Origin of the sequence: Streptomyces sp. NPDC051976 (genome assembly GCF_040680795.1) — a bacterium.
Taxonomy (GTDB): Bacteria; Actinomycetota; Actinomycetes; order Streptomycetales; family Streptomycetaceae; genus Actinacidiphila.
In genome coordinates, this window is the sequence record NZ_JBFAXL010000002.1 from 14,270 (window position 1) to 37,106 (window position 22,837).

Annotated in this window: 20 protein-coding genes, 2 tRNA genes and 1 pseudogene; 10 read left to right on the top strand and 13 right to left on the bottom strand. The window is 72.5% G+C overall.

Annotated elements, in window-relative coordinates:
• Positions 1 to 13: 13 nt before the first annotated feature.
• Positions 14 to 1,594: a HAMP domain-containing sensor histidine kinase gene (locus AB0M29_RS02360; RefSeq protein ID WP_365377720.1), complete on the bottom strand. Its 1,581-nt coding sequence runs from the start codon at positions 1,592 to 1,594 to the stop codon at positions 14 to 16.
• Positions 1,595 to 1,596: 2 nt separating this feature from the next.
• Positions 1,597 to 2,403 carry a response regulator transcription factor gene (locus AB0M29_RS02365; RefSeq protein WP_365377723.1) on the bottom strand — a complete coding sequence of 269 codons (807 nt, stop codon included), beginning with the start codon at positions 2,401 to 2,403 and terminating at the stop codon, positions 1,597 to 1,599.
• Between the two features lie 221 nt (positions 2,404 to 2,624).
• On the opposite strand from AB0M29_RS02365, the gene AB0M29_RS02370 reads away from it, so the two are divergent.
• Positions 2,625 to 3,494: an MEDS domain-containing protein gene (locus AB0M29_RS02370; protein WP_365377725.1), complete on the top strand. Its 870-nt coding sequence runs from the start codon at positions 2,625 to 2,627 to the stop codon at positions 3,492 to 3,494.
• Between the two features lie 28 nt (positions 3,495 to 3,522).
• On the opposite strand, the gene AB0M29_RS02375 is transcribed toward AB0M29_RS02370, so the two are convergent.
• Positions 3,523 to 3,966: a cytidine deaminase gene (locus tag AB0M29_RS02375; protein WP_365377728.1), complete on the bottom strand. Its 444-nt coding sequence runs from the start codon at positions 3,964 to 3,966 to the stop codon at positions 3,523 to 3,525.
• Positions 3,967 to 4,067: 101 nt separating this feature from the next.
• Here AB0M29_RS02375 and AB0M29_RS02380 point away from each other — a divergent pair, with 101 nt between their 5' ends.
• The 3 genes from AB0M29_RS02380 to AB0M29_RS02390 all read left to right on the top strand — a co-directional run bounded on the left by AB0M29_RS02380 (position 4,068) and on the right by AB0M29_RS02390 (position 6,836).
• Complete coding sequence (locus AB0M29_RS02380; RefSeq protein WP_365377730.1) at positions 4,068 to 4,679, top strand: hypothetical protein; 612 nt, start codon at positions 4,068 to 4,070, stop codon at positions 4,677 to 4,679.
• Positions 4,680 to 4,864: 185 nt separating this feature from the next.
• The gene (locus AB0M29_RS02385) at positions 4,865 to 5,473 is read left to right on the top strand and encodes a histone deacetylase (RefSeq protein ID WP_365378552.1); all 609 of its coding nucleotides are present in this window, start codon (positions 4,865 to 4,867) and stop codon (positions 5,471 to 5,473) included.
• A 247-nt stretch (positions 5,474 to 5,720) separates the two neighbouring features.
• Entirely contained in the window at positions 5,721 to 6,836 is a 1,116-nt protein-coding gene (locus AB0M29_RS02390; RefSeq protein ID WP_365377733.1) for a hypothetical protein, read from the top strand.
• Positions 6,837 to 6,850: 14 nt separating this feature from the next.
• Here AB0M29_RS02390 and AB0M29_RS02395 read toward each other — a convergent pair whose 3' ends face one another.
• The gene (locus AB0M29_RS02395) at positions 6,851 to 7,528 is read right to left on the bottom strand and encodes a TetR family transcriptional regulator (RefSeq protein WP_365377735.1); all 678 of its coding nucleotides are present in this window, start codon (positions 7,526 to 7,528) and stop codon (positions 6,851 to 6,853) included.
• Between the two features lie 126 nt (positions 7,529 to 7,654).
• Between AB0M29_RS02395 and AB0M29_RS02400 the strand changes: the two genes are divergently transcribed.
• Complete coding sequence (locus AB0M29_RS02400; RefSeq protein ID WP_365377738.1) at positions 7,655 to 7,963, top strand: hypothetical protein; 309 nt, start codon at positions 7,655 to 7,657, stop codon at positions 7,961 to 7,963.
• Between the two features lie 526 nt (positions 7,964 to 8,489).
• Positions 8,490 to 8,858, top strand: a complete 369-nt coding sequence (locus AB0M29_RS02405; protein ID WP_365377740.1) for a hypothetical protein — start codon at positions 8,490 to 8,492, stop codon at positions 8,856 to 8,858.
• A 389-nt stretch (positions 8,859 to 9,247) separates the two neighbouring features.
• On the opposite strand, the gene AB0M29_RS02410 is transcribed toward AB0M29_RS02405, so the two are convergent.
• Both AB0M29_RS02410 and AB0M29_RS02415 read right to left on the bottom strand, forming a co-directional pair.
• On the bottom strand, positions 9,248 to 9,730 hold the full coding sequence (locus AB0M29_RS02410) for a hypothetical protein (protein ID WP_365377743.1): 483 nt from the start codon (positions 9,728 to 9,730) through the stop codon (positions 9,248 to 9,250).
• A gap of 507 nt (positions 9,731 to 10,237) precedes the next feature.
• Entirely contained in the window at positions 10,238 to 11,095 is an 858-nt protein-coding gene (locus tag AB0M29_RS02415; protein ID WP_365377746.1) for a DUF4352 domain-containing protein, read from the bottom strand.
• Positions 11,096 to 11,364: 269 nt separating this feature from the next.
• On the opposite strand from AB0M29_RS02415, the gene AB0M29_RS02420 reads away from it, so the two are divergent.
• A complete protein-coding gene (locus AB0M29_RS02420; protein ID WP_365377749.1) occupies positions 11,365 to 11,631 on the top strand; it encodes a hypothetical protein in 267 nt (88 codons plus the stop codon).
• Positions 11,632 to 11,703: 72 nt separating this feature from the next.
• On the opposite strand, the gene AB0M29_RS02425 is transcribed toward AB0M29_RS02420, so the two are convergent.
• The 5 genes and pseudogenes from AB0M29_RS02425 to AB0M29_RS02445 form a co-directional block, all read right to left on the bottom strand.
• On the bottom strand, positions 11,704 to 12,135 hold the full coding sequence (locus AB0M29_RS02425) for a hypothetical protein (RefSeq protein WP_365377752.1): 432 nt from the start codon (positions 12,133 to 12,135) through the stop codon (positions 11,704 to 11,706).
• 263 nt (positions 12,136 to 12,398) lie between these two features.
• A pseudogene (gene cutA / locus AB0M29_RS02430) lies at positions 12,399 to 12,733 on the bottom strand (divalent-cation tolerance protein CutA).
• 389 nt (positions 12,734 to 13,122) lie between these two features.
• Positions 13,123 to 13,407: a CPCC family cysteine-rich protein gene (locus tag AB0M29_RS02435; RefSeq protein ID WP_365377754.1), complete on the bottom strand. Its 285-nt coding sequence runs from the start codon at positions 13,405 to 13,407 to the stop codon at positions 13,123 to 13,125.
• A 145-nt stretch (positions 13,408 to 13,552) separates the two neighbouring features.
• A tRNA-Arg gene (locus AB0M29_RS02440) sits at positions 13,553 to 13,625 on the bottom strand.
• 201 nt (positions 13,626 to 13,826) lie between these two features.
• Positions 13,827 to 13,920, bottom strand: a tRNA-Ser gene (locus AB0M29_RS02445).
• A 174-nt stretch (positions 13,921 to 14,094) separates the two neighbouring features.
• Here AB0M29_RS02445 and AB0M29_RS02450 point away from each other — a divergent pair.
• Both AB0M29_RS02450 and AB0M29_RS02455 read left to right on the top strand, forming a co-directional pair.
• Positions 14,095 to 14,721, top strand: a complete 627-nt coding sequence (locus tag AB0M29_RS02450) for a hypothetical protein (protein WP_365377758.1) — start codon at positions 14,095 to 14,097, stop codon at positions 14,719 to 14,721.
• Positions 14,722 to 15,107: 386 nt separating this feature from the next.
• Positions 15,108 to 19,076, top strand: coding sequence for a PAS domain-containing protein (locus AB0M29_RS02455; protein WP_365377761.1), 3,969 nt, complete (start codon positions 15,108 to 15,110; stop codon positions 19,074 to 19,076).
• A 25-nt stretch (positions 19,077 to 19,101) separates the two neighbouring features.
• On the opposite strand, the gene AB0M29_RS02460 is transcribed toward AB0M29_RS02455, so the two are convergent.
• Positions 19,102 to 19,617, bottom strand: a complete 516-nt coding sequence (locus AB0M29_RS02460; protein ID WP_365377764.1) for a carboxymuconolactone decarboxylase family protein — start codon at positions 19,615 to 19,617, stop codon at positions 19,102 to 19,104.
• Between the two features lie 47 nt (positions 19,618 to 19,664).
• Between AB0M29_RS02460 and AB0M29_RS02465 the strand changes: the two genes are divergently transcribed.
• Complete coding sequence (locus AB0M29_RS02465) at positions 19,665 to 21,092, top strand: PLP-dependent aminotransferase family protein (protein WP_365377767.1); 1,428 nt, start codon at positions 19,665 to 19,667, stop codon at positions 21,090 to 21,092.
• Here the strand turns inward: AB0M29_RS02465 and AB0M29_RS02470 are convergent.
• The gene (locus AB0M29_RS02470) at positions 21,089 to 22,741 is read right to left on the bottom strand and encodes a long-chain fatty acid--CoA ligase (protein ID WP_365377770.1); all 1,653 of its coding nucleotides are present in this window, start codon (positions 22,739 to 22,741) and stop codon (positions 21,089 to 21,091) included. The genes AB0M29_RS02465 and AB0M29_RS02470 overlap by 4 nt on opposite strands.
• Positions 22,742 to 22,837 lie beyond the last annotated feature (96 nt).

Below are 22,837 nucleotides of genomic sequence, written 5' to 3' on the forward strand. Positions count from 1 at the left end.
GGCGGCCGCCCTGTCACGACGTTGTGGCGAACCTGAGCCGCGGCTGTGAGTGCGGATCGGTGAGGCGGACGGTGAAGACCGTACGGCCGGGGACGCTCTCGACGCCGACCGTGCCGCCGTGCGCGGCGACCACCGAGCGGACGATGGCGAGCCCGAGTCCCGTACTGCCGCCTCCTGTTCCGGGGGCCGAGCCGCTCTTCGCGGCACCCGGACCGCTGGCCGTGGCCCGGGTCCTGGAGGCGTCGCCGCGGGCGAACCGCTCGAAGACCTGGCGTTGCAGCGGCGGCGGGATACCGGGCCCGTCGTCCTCGACCTGCAGCAGGACGCCGCCGGGCTCGCGTACGACCCGGGCGGTGACGGTCGTGCCGGGCGGGGTGTGGGTGCGGGCGTTGGCCAGCAGATTGGTCAGCACCTGGTGCAGGCGCTGCGGGTCGCCCTGCACGGTCGCCGGGTCGTCGGGCAGGTCGAGCCGCCAGATGTGGCCGTGCCCGGCCGCGCGGGCGTCGCTGACCGCGTCCACGACCAGCGGGGAGAGATCGGTCTGCTCCAGGCTGAGCGGGCGGCCCGCGTCCAGCCGGGCGAGCAGCAGCAGGTCCTCCACGAGCGTGGTCATCCGCGCGGCCTCGGACTCGATCCGGCCCAGCGCGTGCCGGGTGTCGGGGCCGACCGACTCATGGCCACGGCGGGTGAGTTCGGCGTAGCCGCGGATCGACGCCAGCGGTGTGCGCAGCTCGTGGCTGGCGTCCGCGACGAACTGCCGTACCCGGGTCTCGCTCTCCTGCCGGGCGTTCAGCGCCGAACCGACGTGCCCCAGCATCCTGTTGAGCGCCGCGCCGACCTGGCCGACCTCGGTACGGGGATCGGTGTCGGAGGCGGGCACGCGTTCGAGCGGCGCCACTTCCCCGCTGTGCAGCGGGAGTTCGGAGACCCGGGTGGCGGTCGCGGCGACCCGGCGCAGCGGCTGCAGGGCGATCCGCATCAGCGCGGCGCCCGCGAGCCCGGCCGCGACCAGACCGGCCCCGGCGACCGAGAACTCCACCCACATCAGGGTGTCCAGCGTCTGTTCCACGCCCGACGTCGACAGTCCGACCAGCACCGTCGAACCGTCGGCCGCGGGCCGCGCGGACTCCACCCGGTACGTGCCCAGGCCCGGCACGTCCAGGGTGTGCGGCTTGCCGTCCCGCGGCACCGCCGCGAAGGCCGCGGTCTGGGACGCGGAGAGCGGGACGGGAATGAGCACGTTGCTGGTCGGGCTGGTCGCGCTGACGTCGGCCTTAGTGACCGTCCCGTTCGCGGCGACGGTGGCACCGACCGTCTCGCCGGGCTGGCCGCCGCCGCCCAGGAAGCCGAAGGGGTGGTTGTCCAGCAGGTCCTTGTCGATCGAGCGCCCACCGGGCGGCGCGCCGTCGCGCGGTCCTCCCGACGCGCGCATCGCGACGTCCTGCACCTTGCCGTCGAGCTGCCCGTACAGGTAGTCGTGCAGCGCGAAGATCGTCACCGCGCCGATCACGGCGCACACCACGGCGACCAGCGCCACGCAGGACGCCACCAGTCGTCGGCGCAGCGACCAGGGTCTGCGCAGCAGGTTCTTCATGGTCAGACGGGTTCCGCGGGCTTGATCAGGTAGCCCGCGCCGCGCCGGGTGTGGATCATCGGGCTGCGGCCCGCGTCGAGCTTGCGGCGCAGGTAGGAGATGTACAGCTCGACCACGTTGGCCTGGCCGCCGAAGTCGTACGACCACACGCGGTCGAGTATCTGCGCCTTGCTCAGCACGCGGCGCGGGTTGCGCATCAGGTACCGCAGCAGCTCGAACTCGGTCGCGGTGAGGTGGATGTTGTCGCCGCCGCGGCTCACTTCGTGGCTGTCCTCGTTCAGTACGAGGTCGCCGACGACCAGCAGTGACTCGTTGCGTACGGCGGCGGCTCCGGAGCGGCGCAGCAGCCCGCGCAGCCGGGCCACCACCTCCTCCAGGCTGAACGGCTTGGTGACGTAGTCGTCACCGCCCGCGGTCAGCCCGGCGATCCGGTCCTCGACCGCGTCCTTCGCGGTCAGGAACAGCACCGGCACGTCCGGGGTGTCGCGGCGCAGCTTCGCCAGCACCTCCAGGCCGTCCATGTCCGGCAGCATCACGTCGAGCACGACGGCGTCCGGCCGGGACTCGCGTGCCGCGCGCAGGGCGCCGGCGCCGTCGGCCTCGGTCCGCACCTGCCAGCCCTCGTAGCGCAGTGCCATGCCCAGCAGGTCGGCGAGCGGCGCCTCGTCGTCCACGACGAGCACGCGGACCGGCGAACCGTCCGGGCGCGCGAGGTCACCGAGGGGCGCGGTCGCGGGGCCGCCCGCGTGGGCGGCGTGGGTGGAGCCGTTGGCGGCCGCGGCGGCCGCTGTCATCGAGGTCGGAGGCATGGTGTCCACCCTGTGCGCGCGCTATGAAAGAAGTCTTGGCCGTTTCTGTGAATCGTCTGAGAATCCGGGCGGCGGGCGACCGGGGGAGCGGCTGCCGCCGGGCGGCGGGCGGGCCGGGTGGGGCGGTCAGGACCGGTACACGGATGACCACTTTGTGTCACGTACGGGCGAGATCCGATCGCCGCCCCTGTGCCGCGGGGTGGGCGGCGTACGTTCGGGCCATGGGAGGAGGCAGGACGCGAGTGGTCGCCGTCGACCTCATGGTCAGCGGCGACCATGCCTGCCTGCCCTTCGACAGCGACGACGAGCGGTGGGCGGTCCGCGCCGCCTTCACCACGCAGGGCCTGGCCCGCGGCGAACGCGTGATGCTCTTCACCGACCCGGGCACCTCCCCCACCGCCGCCGTGTCCGCGCTGTCCGAGTACGGCGTGCCCGCCGAACGCGCGGCGTCCACCGGTCAGTTGGAGGTCGTCGACGAGACGCCCGGCTACGATCCGGCCCGCGGCTTCGCGCCCGGCGCCCGCGTCGCCCTCTGGTCGGCGATCCGCGCCGACGCGCACGACCGCGGCTACACGGGGCTGCGCGCGGCCGGCGACATGGCCTGGGCCGCCCGGCCCGACGTGCCGCCCGAGGAGTTGGCGGCCTACGAGGCGGGCCTCACACGGCTGTTCCGGCGGATCGGCTTCACCGCGCTCTGCGAGTACGACCGCCGCGTCTTCCCCGCCGCCGTGCTCGCGGACCTCACCGCCGCCCACCCGCTGTCCGTCCTCACCCCCGTCGACGCCCTGCACATCACCCGCGACGGCCCCCTGCTCACCCTGGTGGGCAGCGCCGACCTGGCCACCCGCCCCGACTTCGACCGCGCCCTCCACACCGCGCTCACGCCCAGCCCGCCGCTCACCGCACTGCGCACCCTCGACCTCACCGGGCTCACCTTCCTCGACGCCCACTGCGCGGCGACGCTGCTGCGGCACCCGGCGCCCTCGCCCCGCCACCCGCCCCTGACCGTCCTCTGCACGGCCGCCCAGCTCCGCATGCTGCAGGTCTGCGGCGCTTCGGAGGCGGACGGCCTGAGTTTCTGGGTGCGGTGAGGGGGCGGGGTTCCGCAGGGGCTCCGGGTCACGCCCGCGGGTCGTACGGCAGCGCGCCGTGCTCCTTGGTCCACCCGTAGGCCAGCGGCATCAGGTCCTTGATCCCCACGCTTCTGACGCCCTCGGGCGTCGGCAGGACGACCCGGATCCCCGGGTGGTAGTCGAACAGCACCTGCCGGTCCCGGCCGCACGGCGCCACCGGCCCGCGCCCGCAGTTCCCGACGGCGACGATCGTCGCCAACTCCCGTGCCCCCGAGGCGCGTGCGTGCCCCAGCGCGACCAACTCGGCGCAGGGGCCGCCGGTGAAGTGGTAGACGTTGATCCCCCCGTACATCCGCCCGTCCACCCCCCGCACGGCCGCGCCCATCGTGTACGTACCGTCCTCGCCGTCGGTGTTCGCGTCGACGATCTCCCGCGCGAACTCGATCAGTTCGAGGTCGGCGGGGGTGAGTTCTCTGCTGGGAACGCTCATCTGCCGGATGCTACGCGGATCTGCGTAGTTCCCCCGATGGGCGCACTCCCGCGATCTGCGATGATGCGGCGATCAGTGAGCGTCGCGAGGTGGGGGAGTTCATGTCGTTGGCCGGGTTCCGCCGGGCGGCAGTGGCCGTCGTGGCCCTTTCCGCGCTGACCGCCGCGTGTTCCGGCGGCTCCGGGAGCACACAGCCCAGCGACCCGCCGTCGAGCACCAGTTCGTCCCCGACCGGGGCTCCGGCCCCGGCGCCGACCACACCCTCCGCCACCGGCACCCCCACCCCGGATCCGTCGATGACCGCCGAACTGGTCAGCGAATGGTTCGGCAACGGCGGCGAGCAGCAGCTCCGCGCGGTGAGCGCCGACGCCGCCGACCTCCAGGCCGAGCACCAACGGGGCGCCGCCATCATCGACTTCACCCAGTTCTTCTCCACCGTCCACACCGCCCAGCACTACGCACCCGTCCCGGACCGCGCCACCCAGTCCCTGTGGTCGACCGCCCTCAAGGACCTCAACGACGGCGCGGGCGACGTCTACGAGTCCGCCCCGCTCGGCTCCGGCGTGACCCCCGACGCCGCACACCGGAAGCGGGAGGCCAAGGGCTGGACGGAGTTCGAGGCCGGCGTCAAGGCCCTCAAGTCCGCGGAGGCCCGGCTCCATTACAGCTTCCACCTCGACCTCTCCTCCGACCCGTGGGAGAGCACGTCGTAAGCGACCGCGCCCGCCCCCTGCCTCGCGCGGCGCCTTCGTGCGTCCGCGGTTAGTGTGCGTACGAGGGGGCGTCCGCCACAGCACACGCGCGGGGTGAGGTGTTGAGCACCGTTCGACGGGTCGAGGCCGGTCAGGGCCGCAGCTCGCCCACCGGGCTGGTCTGGTACGCGTCGTACGGCTCCAACATGCACACCGAGCGGCTGCGCTGCTACCTCGAGGGCGGCCGCCCGCCGGGCGGATCGCGTACGTACCCCGGTGCCCGCGACCCGCGTATGCCCGTACGCTCGGCGCCCGTCGAACTCCCGGGCACCGTCTACTTCGCCACCGAGTCCCCCGTCTGGACCGGCGGCCGCGCCTTCTACGACCCCACCGCCCCCGGCACCGCCTGGGCCCGCGCCCACCTCGTCACCGCCGGGCAGTTCGCCGACATCGCGGCCCAGGAGATGTACGCGGTCCCCGGCGAGGACCGGGCGCTGGACCTCGGCCTCGGCCTTGACGCCGCCCTCGCCACCGGTACGGCCCGTCTCGGGCCCGGCCGCTACGAGACCCTGGTCTGCCCGGGCTCCCTCGACACCGTGCCCGTCCTCACCTTCACCGCCCCCTGGCGCGCCGCCGACGTCCCCTGGACCCGGCCGTCCGCCCCCTACCTGCGCCTCCTGGCCTCCGGCCTCCTCCAGACGGGCGCCTGGCCCCCGGCCGCGATCACCGCCTACCTCGCGGCCCGCCCGGGCGCCGCGGGCCACTGGACGCCCGCCGAGATCGGGCGGCTGGTGGGGGGTGAGGCGGGGGCGTGAGGCCGCCCGGTGGGGGCCGGGGCCTGGGGCCCGCGCGGTGCGGGCAGGAGCGTGAGGTCACCCAGTGGGGCGTGAGGTCACCCGGTGGGGGCGTGAGGCCACCCCGGTGGGAGCGGGAGCGGGAGGCCGCCCGGTGCCGGACAGCTGCCCGGTGCGGGATGTCCGCCCGGGCCGCCGGATACCGGCGGGGGGCCGCGTGACGCGGCCGTCCTCCCCCGCTCAGCGGTGCCGCTGACAGAATGCCGGGGTGGACTCGATCTTGCGTGCCGCAGGCAATCTGCTGGACGTCGAGTTGTCCGGACCGGTCGACCTCGGCGGCAGCTCGCGCAGCACCGTATTGCGTTGCACGACGCCCGGCGGCGGCACCGTGATCGTCAAGGCGTTCCGTCACGAGCCGGAGTCCCTGCGCGCCTTCACCGCCGAGGCCGCCGGGCTGTCCCTCGGGCTGGCCGGTCCCGAGGTTCTCGGCGTGGACCCCGAAGCCCCCCTGCTGGTCATGGCCGATCTCGGGAACGCGCCCACCCTGGCGGACGTCCTGCTGGGGACCGACCCCGAGGCCGCCGTATCCGGCCTGCTGGCCTGGGCCCGCGGCCTCGGACGGCTCGCCGCCGCGTCGGTACACCGCCGCGCCGAGCTCACCCGCCTGTGGTCCCGCTACGACAAGGGCATGCCGTCCTGGGAGGACGAGCCCAGGATCGCCCGCAACGCCGAAGCGCTGCTCACGCTGCTCGACGGCGCCGCAATCGCGGCCCCACCCGGCCTCGCCGACGAACTGGCCCGCATCGGCACAGCGGGCGGGGACACCTTCCCCGCCTTCACCCCGGGCGACACCTGCCCCGACAACAACCTCCTCACCCCGGACGGCTTGCGGCTGATCGACTTCGAGGCGGCCTGCTACCAGTCCGTGTTCCTTACCGCCGCCTACTGCCGCATGCCGTTCTCCAGTTGCTGGTGCGTCTTCACCCTGCCGGCCGAGCTGGCCGCGGAGATCGAGCACGCCTATCGCGCGGAGGTCGTCCCCGTGTACCCGGCCCTGGCCGACGACGCCGTCTGGCACGCCGGCATGCGGCAGGCCACGGCGGTCTGGACGGTGGACGCGACGGTCCGGCTCCTCCCCCGCGCCACCACGGAAGACGCCCCCCTCCACCGCACCCGCCGCCCGGCCCCCACGAGACGCCAAGTCCTCCGGCACCGCTGGGAAACGGCCACCACCCTGGACGAGTTCCCCGCCCTCACGGCCACCACGCGCTCCCTGCTCGACGCCGTCGCCACCCCCTGGACGGCGCCCCCACTCCCGGGCTACCCGGCTTTCGGGAACCACCGCGCGAGTCGACCGGTTGGCCACCGGGCCGCCACAACGTAGCGCGATACCCGCCTTCAGCCGGATGCCGCGGCCGACGGGGCCTGGCGTGTGCGTGGGCCCTGCCCGGGTGAGGGTGTGTCCGTGGAGCCGGGTCCGTGTGTGGTCAGCCGGTGGACGAGCAGGACCAGGGCGTCGCGGTCCGACGCGGGATGGGGGTTCGGGGTCGCGGCCATGAGCAGGCGGGCGACCTGGGGCAGCATGAACCACGCGTTGACGAGGGCGATCACCGCGTGCATCAGGCGAGCCGGATCCGTGTCCCGGGTCAGGGCGCCGACGCCCTGGGCGGCGGCGACCGCTTGGACCTTCTCCGCGTAGTGGGCGGTCCGTTCGGCCTCCGCGGCCAGGGGTCCGGTCGTCTCACTCGTGCCGTACTGCAGGGCCTCCCAGGTCAGCAGTCGAACAAAGTGCGGGTGGGCACGGTGGTAGTCGTAGACGCGGCCGGCGTAGTCCCCGAGGTCCTCGGCCTGCTCGGCCGAGAGCGACACGGCCGCGGCGAGCCTGGCCAGTTCGGAGGCGAGGACCGCGCCGAAGAGGTCGTCCTTGTTGCCGAAGTACTGGTAGATCCGCTCCTTGTTCACCCCCGCGCGCGTCGCGACGCGCGCGACTCGGGCGCCCTGGGGGCCGTGTTCGGCGAACTCCTCGACGGCTGCGTCGAGGAGGAGCTGTTTGGTGCGCGCGGTGTCCCAGGCCATGACCCCACGATACCGCAATGTCCAACCAAGCGGTTGGACATTGCGGCGGAGCCGTGCCAGACTCCAACCATTCGGTTGGAGATGAGGTCTCCGGCCGCACGCACACGAGCGGGAAGGACCCACCCCATGACCACGCTCACCGTCTCCGCCGCGCCCACAGCCACGACGACGACCGAGGAGTCCCCGGCGGCCGTGCCGTCCATGCCCTCCATACACCGCCGCGCCCTGCTCACCTGGCTGGCCGTCTACCCCGCCATCACCCTCACCTTCCTGCTCCTGGGCCCCTACACCGCCCATCTACCCCTGGCACTGCGCACACTGGCCATGACGGCGGTCGTCGTCCCGGCCGCCGTCTACGTCCTCATCCCGGCCCTGCTCAAGGCCGACCACAAGGCCACCACCGCACTCAACACCCGCCACAAGAACGCCGCGTGAGCCCCCCGACCGCCAGCCCCTCGCGTGCCCCCTCGCGGAGGTCCTCGACCGCGACACCGAAGCGGCCGGGCCGGTTCGGTGGAGGGTGACGTCCCGGACGCTGCGGCAATCCCTCCGGCTCCCAGGGTCTGGCCTCGGCTGAGCTCGGCGGCGTGCTCCGTCCGGAGCAATCCGGGTGGTTGCCCTTGGAGGTCCGCTCTAGCTTCGAGGTGAGCGCCCGAAGGAGCCCGCGATGGCAGAAGAGGACTGGCAGCACACGGGGGAACCTCCAGAGCGCCATCAATGTCCTCCCGCTGTCCCCGCTCCCGAGTACGGGCCTCGGCCGGAAGCGCCCCCTCCCCCTCCTGGGGCGGGCTCGACACAGGTCGGAGGCTCGCCGCCTCCCACATGGCGACGTCAGGGCGACGGAGGGGATGAGCTCGTTGATCTGGCGTACGAGGCGGCAGAAGCCAGACTGGCCAGTCAGACAAGTGCGTTCGAGAGTCTCAGGACCCGGGCGTCGGGAATCCTCAGCGTTGCCGCGCTCGTGACCTCCTTCTCGGCGGGCCTGGGACTGGTCAGCACGGACCCGGCGCACGGCAGGCTCCTGCCCGTCTGGGCGCCATGGGCTCTCTTCGGAGTGCTTCTGTCCCTGGGGGCCTGTTCGTTCGTCATCCTGTTGCCCACGCGGCAGTGGCGGCACGGCCCGTCGGCTCGGATCATCATGGAGATGTGGTCCGAGGGTTCGGACACGAAGGACGCGAAGGTGGACCTGACGGCCGCGATGGTGGACGCCCAACGCCGGAACAGCGCAGCGCTCGGCAGGCACTCGCTGGCCTACCGTGTGGCGGTACTACTTCTCTTGTGCCAGATCCTGATTCTCGTCGTGGCCATCGCCCAGTCCTCGACCGTCTAGAGCCGCTGCATGCAAAAGGCCCCCGGATGGATCCGGGGGCCTTTTGACTGCTGTGCACTCGGCAGGATTCGAACCTGCAACCTTCTGATCCGTAGCTTCGGGCGGCGGCCCGGTGGCAGGCCTGGTGGCCTACTGGAACGGGAGCGTACGCGGCCGATCGTCGGCGTGTGGGGCCGTTGCCGTCACTGTTGCCGTCAGGAAGGACCGACCCTCTTCCTCGGAAGTCGAGCCATCCTCACGGCTCAGGTAGATCCCCACATTGCACCGCGCCCCGTCTGATCACGTGCCGGGCGGGGCGTTTGGCTGTCGGGCGTCCTGTTGCCCCGATCCGAGCCGTCTAAGCCTGGTGCCGAAACACACCAGCGGGGTACCCGCTGACAGCGCGGGGTCTACTCGGCGGTCCGGCCTACCTCGCGTGCCGGATACCTCGCCAAAGCTTTCTTACCGAGCGCTTGGAAGTGAGGCCAAGGCTGTCGACCGTTCCCGCTGTTGGCACGCCGCTCCTCAATGACATGCCGCCCGTGGGAGTAGACCTCGGCGTAGAGCCAACCCCACTCCTCGAACACCCAGACCTTCTTGATGTAGCGCCTTTTCACGTACAAGCCGAGGATGTCGAACATGGCGATTGCGCTTACTGCCTTCCGGTACTCCTCTGTCCGCCACTCGCGCATGTTCTGCGCGTCATCGGGTTTGTTGATCTCTTCACGCAACAGGGTTCGACCACTCTGCAGTTCCGGATGCGTGAGCTTCTCGTGCAGTGCGAGGAAGAGGTCACGCTTCTGCCACCTCGTGCTCTGCGTCAGGGCGACGACGCTCACCGCAACCGATGTGCCAGCCGCGATAGCGGCACCAAGGGCTACACCATCACTCATGCATCCAGGTAAACCGCATGGCGTGGCCGGTGCCACAGATGCTGAGCCATGCGAGCGGCACGCACAGGCCGTCCGAGTACCTAAGGGGTGACCTGCTGGCGTAAGGGGCAGTTGGCACGGCGCGTGAAAGACGCCTAGGTCGGAATCTGGCCGTTTGGTATCCATCCCAGTTCCCTGTCCCATATCGTGCGAGCACGCGCCCTTGGGGAAGCAGCGCTCGTACATCGCGGGGTTTCGAATGGGAATTCGAATTTCCGGCGGGCTAGGGCCGCTTCGAGTGTCGGTGCCGTTGACGTCAGGCCGACGGAGGCACCGTTCGCGGTCCTCGGGCGCCGGGCTTGAACTGCTGATCAAACTGGTCTGGTGGATGCTCTATTACGGGGCCTACTGGCCGTGCCGCCTCATCTACTTCGACCTTCCGCGGGCTGGGTGGAGGGCGTGGCAGAGGCGACAGGCCCGACGCGCGCTCGCCGCGGGCGCACCCGACGTCGAGATGGTCGAACCAGATCAATCGGCCGGAAGGCTGATCACCAACAAGGGTGCCGTGCCAGAGCCGATCTCATAGTTGAGCTGGCCACCCTTGGCGGGGACGTCGAAGTACTCCGTGCCCGTGGCGTGCTGGCCGGGCTGCAGCGTGGTGTCCTCCTGACTCTGGTCCGGCGCCGCGCCTCCCAGGGTCGTACCAACATCTGGAACAACCTGGCCCGCTGGGGAGACCCAGACGAAGTTGGGCGCGTTGAAGGACCCCGCAAATTGCCCGGCGTTGGTCACCGTCAACGACATGACGATGTATACACCCCTCGTGGGCCTGAAGGGGCTACCCCCGGGGCCAGGGACTGATGTTGCGTACTTGATGCTGTTGACCGCCACCCTGAGCGTGGTCCCTTGCTCCCCGGTGAACTGACTGAAGAACTCGGCGGAGTGGCCGACGGTGAGTGGCGTTGAGGCTCCAGCGGGAGTCGTAGAGGCTGCTGGCCCGGCACCGGTACTGCCCGAAGTGGTTTGGTTGCCGTTGCCCGACGAGGAGCATCCGCTCGCGGCGGCAAGGCCCAAACCTGCGGCTGCAAGTGCGGCTGCCAGGTAGAGGCCCGTGCGGTATCTCGACCGTCCGCTCATGCGTTCAGACTGCACCCAGTCGTTCTTTACCGCGCGGCGAGCTGCGCGAGGGACGCGGTACATAGGCGGGTCAACAGGCCCAGCCGGTGGCGTCGGACGAGCCAGCGCCGGAACTTCTCGCCCGCTCCGTGGGCTGGTCGTCGCGGTCACCTCCGGTGTGCCAACACAATGCCATCGATGCCGAAAATGCAGGTCAAAGGCACAGAGCCACATCCCCTGTGTGGTTACAGGATCACCCCGGGCGGGCATCAGTGCGCCTGCTTCATCACGACTATGCAACTGTGGCCCCAACCCTCCGGGTCCGTCTGTGATGCTCCCGCTCTCTACACCCGATCCAAGGGGGGGTCATGTCGTACCAGGAACCCGGTGCAGGTTGGGGATCGCCACAGTCGATGAGGCAACCGGCTGATCAGATGGGGGTGCCACGCTGGGGGTACAGCGGGCAGCAGGCTGGAAGAGAGGCCGGGGGGCGGCGGCCGATGTTCTCGCGACCTTGGTGACGCTATGCCTGGGCGGCCGTGCCTGTCGTCACACTGTCCGTTCTCGCTTGCCTACCCTTCCTCGTCGCCTGGCGCCGCCAGGTCGTGACGTGGAAGGTCGCCCTCGCGTACACCGTGCCGAGCGCCACCGTGATGGGATGCGCCATCGCACAGCCCGACGTCGGAACGTGGTTCGCTGCCGTCGTGTGGGCATTCATCATCACGGCCGTGGTGCACGTTCTGCTGCTCGACCGACGGCCGCGTCCCGGCAAAGCGGCCGGGTGGGAGACGCCGTTCGGCAAGTAGCCCACTCCTCGGCAGTCACATTCGTGGGTGACTGCCACACGCCTGCCGGTCGCCGATGCGCCCGGTCACGATTCACTCTGAGGGCTGGGGTCCCATCCGTCCGGCCAACCTTGCGGCCTCTTCCGGGGTCACCAGCTCTACCTTCCGGCGAAACACCCCCTTGACGAAGAAGAAGCAAGAGAACTTCCCGTGAGGGCCGATATCCCTGCACTCGTAGAGGCCGGCGCCGAGAAGCGGCCATCCGTATGGCTTGCCAGCGCGGCGGAGGAAGGTACGTGCATACACGTACTTCTCGTTCGTCCCGCGGATCCTGGCCACCCAACCGACCGGGGAATCACAGACGACGCGCCGCGGGGTGATGGACACCTCCGGGAAGGGCGCTGCCGGGTCGGTGGCAGCAACGTCGAGCGGTACGTCCAGCACAGCTAGGGCTGCCGCTTTCTGCTCGGCCGTGGCATGGCGTGCGCAGACTCCCGGATGCGGGCCCGCGCCGTACCAGGGCATCAGCGGATTGCGACACGGGATGCCCTTCGCGGTCGTGCACCTGTTCACGTCGTTCCCTTACCCTGGTCGCCCTTGTCGAGCCGTTCGGCCACTCGATCCACAGCCGCTCTGCGGCGCCGAGGTCGATATTTGATCTGTCGCGCAACCTGGTCCGGGTCGTCGACCGTCCCCGGCGTCGCCTCACGCCCTTCCTGAAACAGCTGGGAAAGCACCGCGAGATCGGCGCCGTAGCAGCCGTGCTGGAGAAGGCAGCGGGCTGACGCCTACGGAGCTGTCTCGGGCTCGGTGTTCGCGGTTACCCAACGAAGGGACGCCTCCGATCCAGCCACAATGGGTACAGCCGATACCTCGGGGTTGTCCCACGGGTGGTGCTTCAAGAGGTGTTTTTCAAGAGGTCCGGGTACCGGTCAGTGCGGGTGGTCGGCAGCAGGCGCCATTCTTCGCCGGTTCCGAACTCCCCCAGGTGCCAGAACACGGAAGTCACGGGCCCGACGGTCTGCGCTCCGGCAGCCAAGCGCTCCTGCACCAGGGACTTCGCCAACTCGACTGCCTGTTCCCGGGTCTCAGTGGCGGTGGACACCTGCACGAAGTCAGCCATGTGGGGAGCCTAACCGGCGTGGCGTCCCTACCGTAGAGCGCATTTGCGGCGTCTCGCACCCCGGGGGTCAGGCTGCATTCGCGTCGGCTCGTCCGAACCGACAAGCCGTGCGGACGAGTGCGTGACGGCGCTCCGTGGACAGCGAGCCGCGCAATCTGATCCGATCCTTCGACGCTCTGTGCGTTCGGGCCGACGTCCGCAAGGTCCGCTCTTACAGATCTGCGCCTCGCTCCTCCACGAGCAGGGTTCCGCCTGCAGAATCACGGCCCAGACTCGCCGTCGCATCGGCCGCAGCGCGGGCTCGGGCTGATCGAGGCGGTTGCCGTACGAGTTACGGACGAGGTCCCCGGGCTATCTCCGGGGGCCTCGGCCGTGCGTCGAGGGGGATGTCACAGCGGTGGGTACTCCTCCGGGAGAGGATCGCGGACAAACTCCATACGCCGCTCGTCGCTGGCGCCCAACCGCGCGAAGTTGCGGCGGGCCTCGGTCAGGCTCAACCCGCGGTTGGGTCCGCCCCGCACCTCGTCCGCGTCGTGGTCGTCCTGGCCGTCGTCCTCCCAGTAGCAAACGGGGCAGATCTCGTGATAGCTGCGCTGGGTGAGCGTGATGTACGAGCAGCACGGGCACTTGTAGGGGCCGTCTTCCGGTCCGCCTCGAACGTTGATGAAGGTCACCCCGGCATCATGTGCGGGCCACGGGGGCGGGGCGACTGTTTTCGAGGTCGGGCGTCCGAGGGGATCAAGGCTGTTGCTGTGCTTCGCTGCTGTACGGCACGGGAAAGGCCCCCGGGGAAGAATCCCTGGGGGCCTTTGAGCTGTGTGCACTCGGCAGGATTCGAACCTGCAACCTTCTGATCCGTAGTCAGATGCTCTATCCGTTGAGCTACGAGTGCTGGCGCTTCGCGGGGTTTTGGGCCGGTCGGCGTTGCGGGAACAACATTACATGACCGGTGGCGGGAGGTGAAATCCATTGCTGGGGGGTGGGGTGACCTGCGGAAACGGGGTTGGAGGGGGTGTCGGGGGAGAGCGGGGGGAGGGTGAGGGGAGAACGCGCGGAGCCCCGCCGTCGGGGACGGGCGGGGCTCCGGGGTGGGTGGCGGAGGCGGAGGGATTTGAACCCTCGATGGACGGTAAAGCCCAAACCGCATTAGCAGTGCGGCGCCATAGACCGGACTAGGCGACGCCTCCTGGTGCCCGGGTGAGCGGGCGCGTGTGCAGATGATGGCACAGCCGTGTGGCTGGGACCAATCGCAGACTACGGTACAAGGCCGCTGGCGGGCAGGGCAAAGGGGTAGCGGTGGGGCGCGCCCACGATGGGGTGGATTGCGGGGGTGGCGGGGCGCGGCGGAGTAGGAGGGGCGCATGCGAATTCCCTGGCTCTGCCGGTCCTCCCGCCGCGACCTCAGCGGCCGCCCCGGTACCTCCCGAGCACTCGATGGACCGGGCGCGTCCCGTGCCCTGCCCGCGGCCCTCGGCGCCGCCGCCAGCCTCCTCGTCCTCGCCGCCGCGCCCGCCGGAGCGATCGGGTTGCCGTGGCCGGGGACGGGGCCCGGGCCGGACGTCATGCCGCCGGCGGGGATGAACCGGCTGACCGTCACGTACGACAGCGGGGACGGCCGGGCGCGGACGTACACGCTGCGGTGCGGGCCCGGGGGGATGCGGGCGCAGGCGACGCCGCAGGAGCCGCCAGCCCGGACCGGCGAGGTCGACGCGGGGGCGGCGTGCGGCCGGCTGGCGGAGCTCGGCGGGCCGGTCGGGCCCGTGGCGGCCGGGCAGATGTGCCCGATGATCTACGGGGGCCCACAGACCGCCCACGTCACCGGGGTGTGGGACGGGGAGCGGGTACGGGAGGAGTACCGGCGGACGGACGGCTGCGAGGTCGCCCGCTGGGGACGGATGGTGCCCGTACTGCCCAGCCCGGCCGCCGCCCCGACCACCGCCTCGGCCCCGCACGCCCCCGACGCCGCGACGCCCGGCCCCGCCGCCTGACCGAAGCCGAAGCCGACGCCCACGCCCGGGCGCCCCCAGCCCCGCCACCCAGGCGAAGTCGCGTCCGAACGGAAGATCCAACACCCCGGCCGGAGGCCACCACGACACCCCGTCCCACCTCCCGTGACGCACGCCACACCCCCCGCGGCGGGCGCCGCGGGGACCGCTGAACCGGCAGCGCCCAGGCGGCACATGGGCATCCGGCGCCGCAGCGGGAGCGCCGACACGTACACTCGCTCTAGTGACATGTCCCGGGGGTGGCGGCAAGATGGGCCGCCCGTGACAGCCGACCGCGCCGACGAAAGACGACGCATGGAGCGCGCGGGGCAACCCCGGCGGACAATGCGGTACGTGCGGTACGTGCGGTAACAGGGAGGACGCGTCTCGTGAGCAGCAGGCCATCCAGAGGCGCTGCTCGCCTCGCCTCAATACTCGATGCCCTGCCGGACGCGCTGCTGCTGGTCGATGTCAACGGCACGGTCGTCAACGCCAACGCGATCGCGATCGAGACGTTCGAGTCGCCGGGCACGGCGCTGGTGGGGCGGGGCCTGCTCGACCTGCTGCCGTCCTTCGACTCGAAGCGGATCCCCGGGTCGATGCGCAGCCCGCGCGAGGCGGCGGAGGACACCCGGACGAAGCCGACCCGGATGGTGGCGCGGCGCACCGACGGGACGGAGTTCCCGGTCGAGGTGACCAGCGCGAACCTGGAGGACCCGCGGACGCCGTACGCGGACTTCGGGGAGCCGCAGCCGTCGCACTACACCGGCGACGAGCTGCTGATGCTGGTGGTCCGCGATCTGACCGGCACCCTCGACACCGAGGCCGAACTCGCCCGCCAGCAGCGCCAGACGGAGATGATCCTGCGGGCCGCCGCCGAGGGCGTGGTGGGCGTGGACACCGAGGGCAAGGTGGTGCTGGTCAACCCGTCGGCCGCGCAGATCCTCGGCCACCGGGCGACCGACCTGGGCGGCAAGGAGCTGCACCCGCTGGTGCACCACTCGCGGGCGGACGGCACGCCGCTGCCGTACGAGGAGACGCCGCTCGCCGACACGCTGCGGTCGGGGCGCAAGCACCGGGTACGCGGCCAGGTGCTGTGGCGCAAGGACGGCCGCGCGGTGCCGGTCGACCTGACGACGGCGCCGGTACGGGACGGTGACCAGCTCGTCGGCGCGGTGATGACGTTCACCGACCGCACGGCGTACGACGCGCTCGCCGCGCGCACCGGCCAGCTCCGGGCGCTGCTGGACATCTCGCTGCGCGGGCCGCTGGCCGAACTGCGCGGTGAGCTGACCGGGCTGGCGGCGGACCCGGCCGGGCAGCTGTGGCCCGAGGCCAACCAGATACTGCACCACCTCGCCGCCGGGTACGCCCGGATCACCACCCTCATCGACAACGTCCTGGCGTTCCAGCGGCTCGACCGCGGCGAGGACAAGCTGCGGCGCGAGCCGATCGGGCTCGACAAGGTGGTGTCCGCCGCCGTCGAGGGCGCGGTCGAGCTGATCGGCCCCGGACGGGCGCAGTACGCGGTGCACGCGCCGCCCATCGAGGCGTCGCTGGACGCCGAGCGCATGGCGCAGGCCCTCGCCCACCTCATAAGCGACGTCGCGGGCGTCGACTCGGCCGGAAACGCCATCGCGTACACCGGCGACTCGACGATCGTGGTCGCGGCGGCGCAGCGCGGCGACGTCATACGGATCGACGTCCGCGGTCCGCACGCGGGCGGCGACCCGGTCCATCTGCCGCTGGCCCGGGGCATCGTGGAGCGCCACGGCGGCGTCCTCCAGACGCACGAGGTGCCGGGGCAGGGCAGCGCGTACGTCCTCGAAGTGCCGGTCGGAGTGGCCGCGGGCTCGGGCGGCGGTACGGGCAGGCGCGCGGCGGGCGGCGGCGCGAAGGGTGACTCCTCCGGGGACGGCGGCTCGGCGCACGCGTCCTCCGGGGCGTCGAACGGCGCGGGCGCCCACTCCAGTGCCGGTTCCGCCGGGGACGACCGGCCCCGCGAGTCCGACACGACCGTGATGCCGGTGCCGACCCAGCCGATGCGCGGCACGACCGGCACGGCAGGCGCCGCTTCCGGTACGGCCACGGGCCCGGGCGGCGCCGCACAGGGGCGTCGCGGGAACCAGGCCGGTGACGGCAACGGCGCTGCCGCGGTCACCCCTTGGACGATCCCGGCCGCCGCCGACCAGGACGTGGCCCCCACCGGGCGCCGCCGCGCGCTGCGCAGGCCGGGCGAGGGTACGGACGGCGCCGGGCAGCGCGAGGGCGGCGAAGCGGCCGCGCAGGGCCACGGCGGTACGGCGCAGGACGGCGGACCGCAGCCGACCGGTCGCCGGGCGCGCCGGGCGCGGGCCGCGGACGACCAGGAGGCCGACCACGGCGACGGCGGGCCCGCGCAGGAGCGCGCCGAACTCCCCGCCGCGCCGATCCCGCACGCCCTTCCCCCGGCCGGACCGTCGGAGCAGGGCGAGCGGGCCGGGCAGGCGTCCGGCCGCAACCCGCTCCAGGACCCGCGCCGCAACCAGCCGCAGGCACCGGGGCAGTCGCCGGGACCGGCCGTGGACCAGCGGCAGGCCCCGGCTCCCGGTCAGGGCGGCCACCCGGGTCAGGGTCAGGCGCCCGCCCAGGGGCACGCGCCCGCCCAGGGCCAGGCACCGGAAGGCGGCACCGGACGGCGCGCCCGCCGCGCCATCGAACCGCCGAATCCGGAAGGCGGCGCCGTACCCCCGCAGGGCGGCGCGCCCGTCGCGCCCCAGTGGCCGGACGCGGGCTCCCCGCAGGCCGCGGGCGCGCCCGTACCGCCGCAGGGCAGGCGCCCGGGTGACGACGCGCGGGGCAACGAGCCGGGCCCGGCCGGGCTCTCCCCGGCGCAGTCCTGGCCGTCGAGCCCCCAGGGCGGCCGGCCGGACCAGGGCAACGGCCACGGCGGCCAGGGCACTCCGGGCCAGCCCCAGGGCCCCCACGCCCACGCCCCCTCGCACGGCGGCGGGAACCTCCCCGCCCTGCCGTCCGCCCCGTCGCAGCCTTCCTGGCCCGCCCCGCAGGGGCCGGGCGGGGAGACGCAGCCGCAGGGCGGCCACAGCCGTGCCATAAGCGTGCGCACCCTCGGCCAGGGCGTGCCGTTCGCCCAGCAGGCGGGCGACCCGCAGACCCAGACGCAGGCCGTGCAGGCGCAGACCCCGCAGGGCCTGCCCGCACAGGTCACGGCCAGCGGTTCCGGCCGCCGCCGCAGGCTCAACCCGCCGCAGGGCCAGGGGCAGGGCCAGGGCAACCAGATGCCGGGCCAGATCCCGGGCCAGGCGCAGGAGCACGGCCCCGGCGGGGAGACGCAGGCCCGCCAGCACCCGCAGGCGGACCCGGACAGCGGGCAGTTGCCCGTACGCCGTCCCGACGCCCCGCAGGGCCAAAGCCAGGGCCAGGGCCAGCCGCAGACCGACGACCGCGAGACCGCGCTGCTGCGGCCCGTGCCGTCCGGTCCGGCGGGCCCGGTCCACGAGGGCGGCCGCGCGTACGCCATAGGGGCGCCCGCCGAGGGCGCCGACGAGGGCCCCGAGCCGCTGGACGGTCCGAACGGCGCGGTCGACGTCACCGATGTGGCCGGGCCGCACGACCCCCGGGAGGCCGCCGACGACCACATGGAGGAGCCGCTCGACGAGCCGCGCCGCCTGCTGGTCTGGCCGGAGCCCGATGTGTCGACCCGTCAGGCGCTGACCGACCGCGGCTACCGACCGGTGATAGTGCGCTCGCGCGAGGAGGTCGACGCGCAGGTCGCCGAGCCGCCCGCCGCGCTCTTCGTGGACCCGCTGACCGGGCCGATCACCCGGACCGCGCTGCAGTCGCTGCGGCAGGCGGCGGCCGCCGCCGACGTGCCCGTCCTGGTGACCGCGGGCCTCGGCCAGGCCACCCGCGAGGCCGCGTACGGCGCGGACCCGGCCGTACTGCTCAAGGCGCTGGCGCCGCGGGACAGTGAGCAGCATCCGCCGCGGGTGCTGCTGGTGGAGGGGCACGAGCCGATCGCGCAGGCTTTCGCGGCGACGCTGGAGCGGCGCGGGATGCAGGTCACGCACGCCGACTCGGAGTCGGACGCGATGACCAAGGCGGCGCAGATCCACCCGAACCTGGTGGTGATGGACCTGATGCTGATCCGGCGCCGCCGGCAGGGCATCGTGGACTGGCTGCGCGGCCACGCCCGGCTGAACAACACGCCGCTGGTCGTCTACACCTCCGCCGACATCGACCCGGGCGAGCTGCCCCGGCTGGCCTCCGGCGAGACGGTGCTCTTCCTCGCCGAGCGGTCGACGAGCACGGACGTGCAGTCCCGGATCGTCGACCTGCTCGGCAAGATCGGCACCTGAGGCGTATCGGGCACCTGCCGCAAGGTCACTGCCGCTGGTCGGTGCCCGGCACCTTGCGGCTGGTCAGCGCGATCCGGTTCCAGGTGTTGATGGTGAGGATCAGGCCGAGGAGCTGGGCGAGTTCGGCGTCGTCGAAGTGCTCGGCGGCGCGGGCGTAGACGTCGTCCGGGACGCCGTCGTGCGAGATGAGCGTGACGGCCTCGGTGAGCGCGAGGGCGGCCTGCTCCTTCGCGGTGTAGAAGTGCGCGGCCTCGCGCCAGGTGGCGAGCAGGTAGAGCCGCTCCTCGCTCTCGCCGCGCTTACGGGCGTCCTTGGTGTGCATGAAGAGGCAGTACGCGCAGCCGTTGATCTGCGAGGCGCGGGTCTGGACGAGTTCCACCAGGATCGGGTCGAGTCCGGCGCGGCTGGCGACGTCGAACCCGATGAGCGCCTTGAAGACCTTGGGGGCGGCCGAGGCGAGGTCGAGGCGGTGGACGGTCGCGTGCTGCTCGGCGGTCGCGTCGTGGGCGGGGTGCGTCGTGTGCGTCGTGTTCGTCGTCATGGCAGTAACTCTATGAGGCCGGGCGACCTGGCGTAGAGTGCAATTTCGTGACGGATTCATGGGTCAATTCCGCTGAGGGTCTGGGTCGTGACCTGCATCTTGAGGTGTCGGGGCAGGGCGGTCGGCGGGCCGCGCTCACCGGGGCGCTGCGGGAGGCGGTGCGGGGCGGGCGGCTGGCGCCCGGCACCCGGCTGCCGCCGTACCGCTCGCTGGCGGCGGACCTCGGGATGGCGCGGAACACGGTCGCCGACGCCTACGCCGAGCTGGTCGCCGAAGGATGGCTGACGGCCCGCCAGGGCTCCGGGACGCGGGTCGCCGACCGGACGCCGTCGGCGCCGCCGCCCGCCCCCGCGGCCACGCCCGCCGCGCCGCCGCCCGCGTACGACCTGCGGCAGGGGCAGCCGCACACCGGCTCGTTCCCGCGCGCCGCCTGGGTGGCCGCCGCCCGCCGCGCGCTCACCGCCGCGCCCAACGACGCCTTCGGGCCCGGCGATCCGCAGGGCCGGATCGAGCTGCGCCGGGCGCTGGCCGGGTATCTGGCCAGGGCCCGCGGGGTGCGCACCTCGCCCGAACGCATCGTCGTCTGCTCGGGTTTCGCGGGCGGGCTGCGGCTGCTGAGCACCCTGCACGCGGTGCGCCGCGCACCACTGGCGGTGGAGTCGTACGGGCTGCCGTTCCACCGCGCGCTGCTCGACCGGGCGGGGCTGCGCACCCTCCCGCTGTCCGTCGACGCGCGCGGGGCCGACACCTCGGGTCTGGCGGCGACCCGGGCTCGTACCGTACTGCTCACCCCCGCCCACCAGTTCCCGACCGGCGTGCCGCTGTCGCCCGAGCGGCGGGCGGCCGTGGTGAGCTGGGCGCGGTCGGTGGGCGGGCTGGTCCTGGAGGACGACTACGACGGGGAGTTCCGGTACGACCGGCAGCCGATCGGCGCGGTGCAGGGGCTCGATCCCGAGCGGGTGGCCTATCTCGGCTCGGCCAGCAAGAGCCTGACGCCCGCGCTGCGGCTGGGCTGGATGGCACTGCCCGCGCACCTGGTGGGCGCGGTGGTGGCGGCCAAGGGCGAGCGCGAGCCGACCGCCAGCGCGCTCGAACAGCTCACCCTGGCGGAGTTCATCGAGTCCGGCGCGTACGACCGGCACCTGCGCGGGATGCGACAGCGCTACCGGCGCCGCCGCGACCAGCTCACCGCGGCGCTCGCCCTACACGCCCCGCACGTCGCCGCCACCGGCATCGCGGCCGGGCTCCACGCCGTACTGCGGCTGCCCCCGGGCACCGAACGCTCCGCCACCCGGGCCGCCGCCTTCCAGTCCCTGGCCCTGGACCCGCTCTCCGACTTCCTCCACCCGGCCGCCCCGGCCCCCGCCACCCCCCAGGACGGCCTGGTGGTCGGCTACGCGGCCGCCCCCGACCACACCTTCACCGCCGCCCTGGAAGCCCTCTGCCGGGCCCTTCCTCCGCCGCCCGGGGACTAACCCAGCCGCGTCACGTCCAGGTCGCCGTCCGCGTAGTTCTTGCGAAGCACCTTCTTGTCGAACTTGCCGACGCTCGTCTTGGGGACGGCGGGGATGATCGCCCAGCGCTCGGGGATCTGCCAGCGGGCGATGCGGGTGGCGAGGAAGTCGCGCAGGGTCTCGTAGGAGGTGTCGGCGCCCTCGCGGAGGACGACGGTGGCCAGCGGGCGCTCGCCCCAGCGCTCGTCGGGGACGGCGACGACGGCGGCCTCGGCGACGTCGGGGTGGCCCATGAGGTGGTTCTCCAGCTCGACGGAGGAGATCCACTCGCCGCCGGACTTGATGACGTCCTTGGCCCGGTCGGTGAGGGTCAGGAAGCCGTTGTCGGAGATCACGCCGACGTCACCGGTGCGCAGCCACCCGTCGGGGCTGAACTTGTCCTCGGGCCGCAGCGGTTCCTCGCCGACACCGCCGTAGTACGCGCCGGTGATCCACGGCCCGCGCACCTCCAGCTCGCCGGTGGACTCGCCGTCCCACGGCATCACCGAGCCGTCGGGGCCGATCAGCCGGGCCTCGACGGACGCGGGGAAGCGCCCCTGAGTGATCCGGTACGCCCACTCCTCCTCGCCGGTCGCCCCGGCCGGCGGGTGCGCGACGGTGCCCAGCGGCGAGGTCTCCGTCATGCCCCACGCCTGGCACAGGCGGACGTTCAGCTGCTCGTCGAACGCCTTCATCAGCGCGGGCGGGCACGCGGAACCGCCGATGGTGACCGACTTCATGCAGGAGACGTCCCGCGGCTTGGCGGTCAGCTCGGCGAGCAGGCCCTGCCAGATGGTGGGGACGGCGGCGGCGTGCGTCGGACGCTCGCTCTCGATCATCTCGGCGAGCGGGCCGGGCTGGAGGAAGCGGTCCGGCATCAGCATGTTGATGCCCGACATGAAGGCCGCGTGCGGCAGCCCCCACGCGTTGACGTGGAACATCGGCACCACGGGCAGCGAGGTGTCGTGGCTGGTGAGGCCCATCGACTCGGCGGAGTTGACCTGCAGCGAGTGCAGGTACACCGAGCGGTGCGAGTAGACGACGCCCTTGGGGTCGCCCGTCGTCCCGGAGGTGTAGCACATGGCCGCGGCCGTCCGCTCGTCCAGCTCGGGCCAGTCGTAGGTGCTGGGCCGCCCGTCGAGCAGCTCCTCGTAGTCGTGCACGGTCGCGTGGCAGCCCTCCAGCGGCGAGCGGTCGCCGGGGCCGACGACCACCAGGTGCTCGACCACTTCGAGGCGCGGGAGCAGCGGGGCGAGCAGCGGGATCAGCGAGCCGTTGACCAGGATCACGCGGTCGGCGGCGTGGTTGACGATCCAGACGAGCTGGTCGGCGGGGAGGCGCAGGTTCAGGGTGTGCAGGACCGAGCCCATGGAGGGGATCGCCAGGTACGCCTCGAGGTGTTCGGCGTTGTTCCACATGAGGGTGGCCACCCGGTCGCCCTGGTTCACCCCCAGGCCGTCCCGCAGGCCGTTCGCCAGCCGTACCGCGCGGGCGCCGATCTCGCGGAAGGAGCGCCGCTGCGGCTCCGACTCCCCCGTCCACGTGGTGACCTGGGAGTTTCCATGGATCTGTGCGCCATGGACAAGGATCCGCGTGACGGTCAGCGGTACATCCTGCATCGTGCTCAGCACGGTGGCCTCCGGCAGCTTCGCGGGACAGTGGTGTCCGCGATTCTGCTGGCATACCAAGCGGTATGTCACTACCCCGCGCCCGATTCGCGGGCGAGA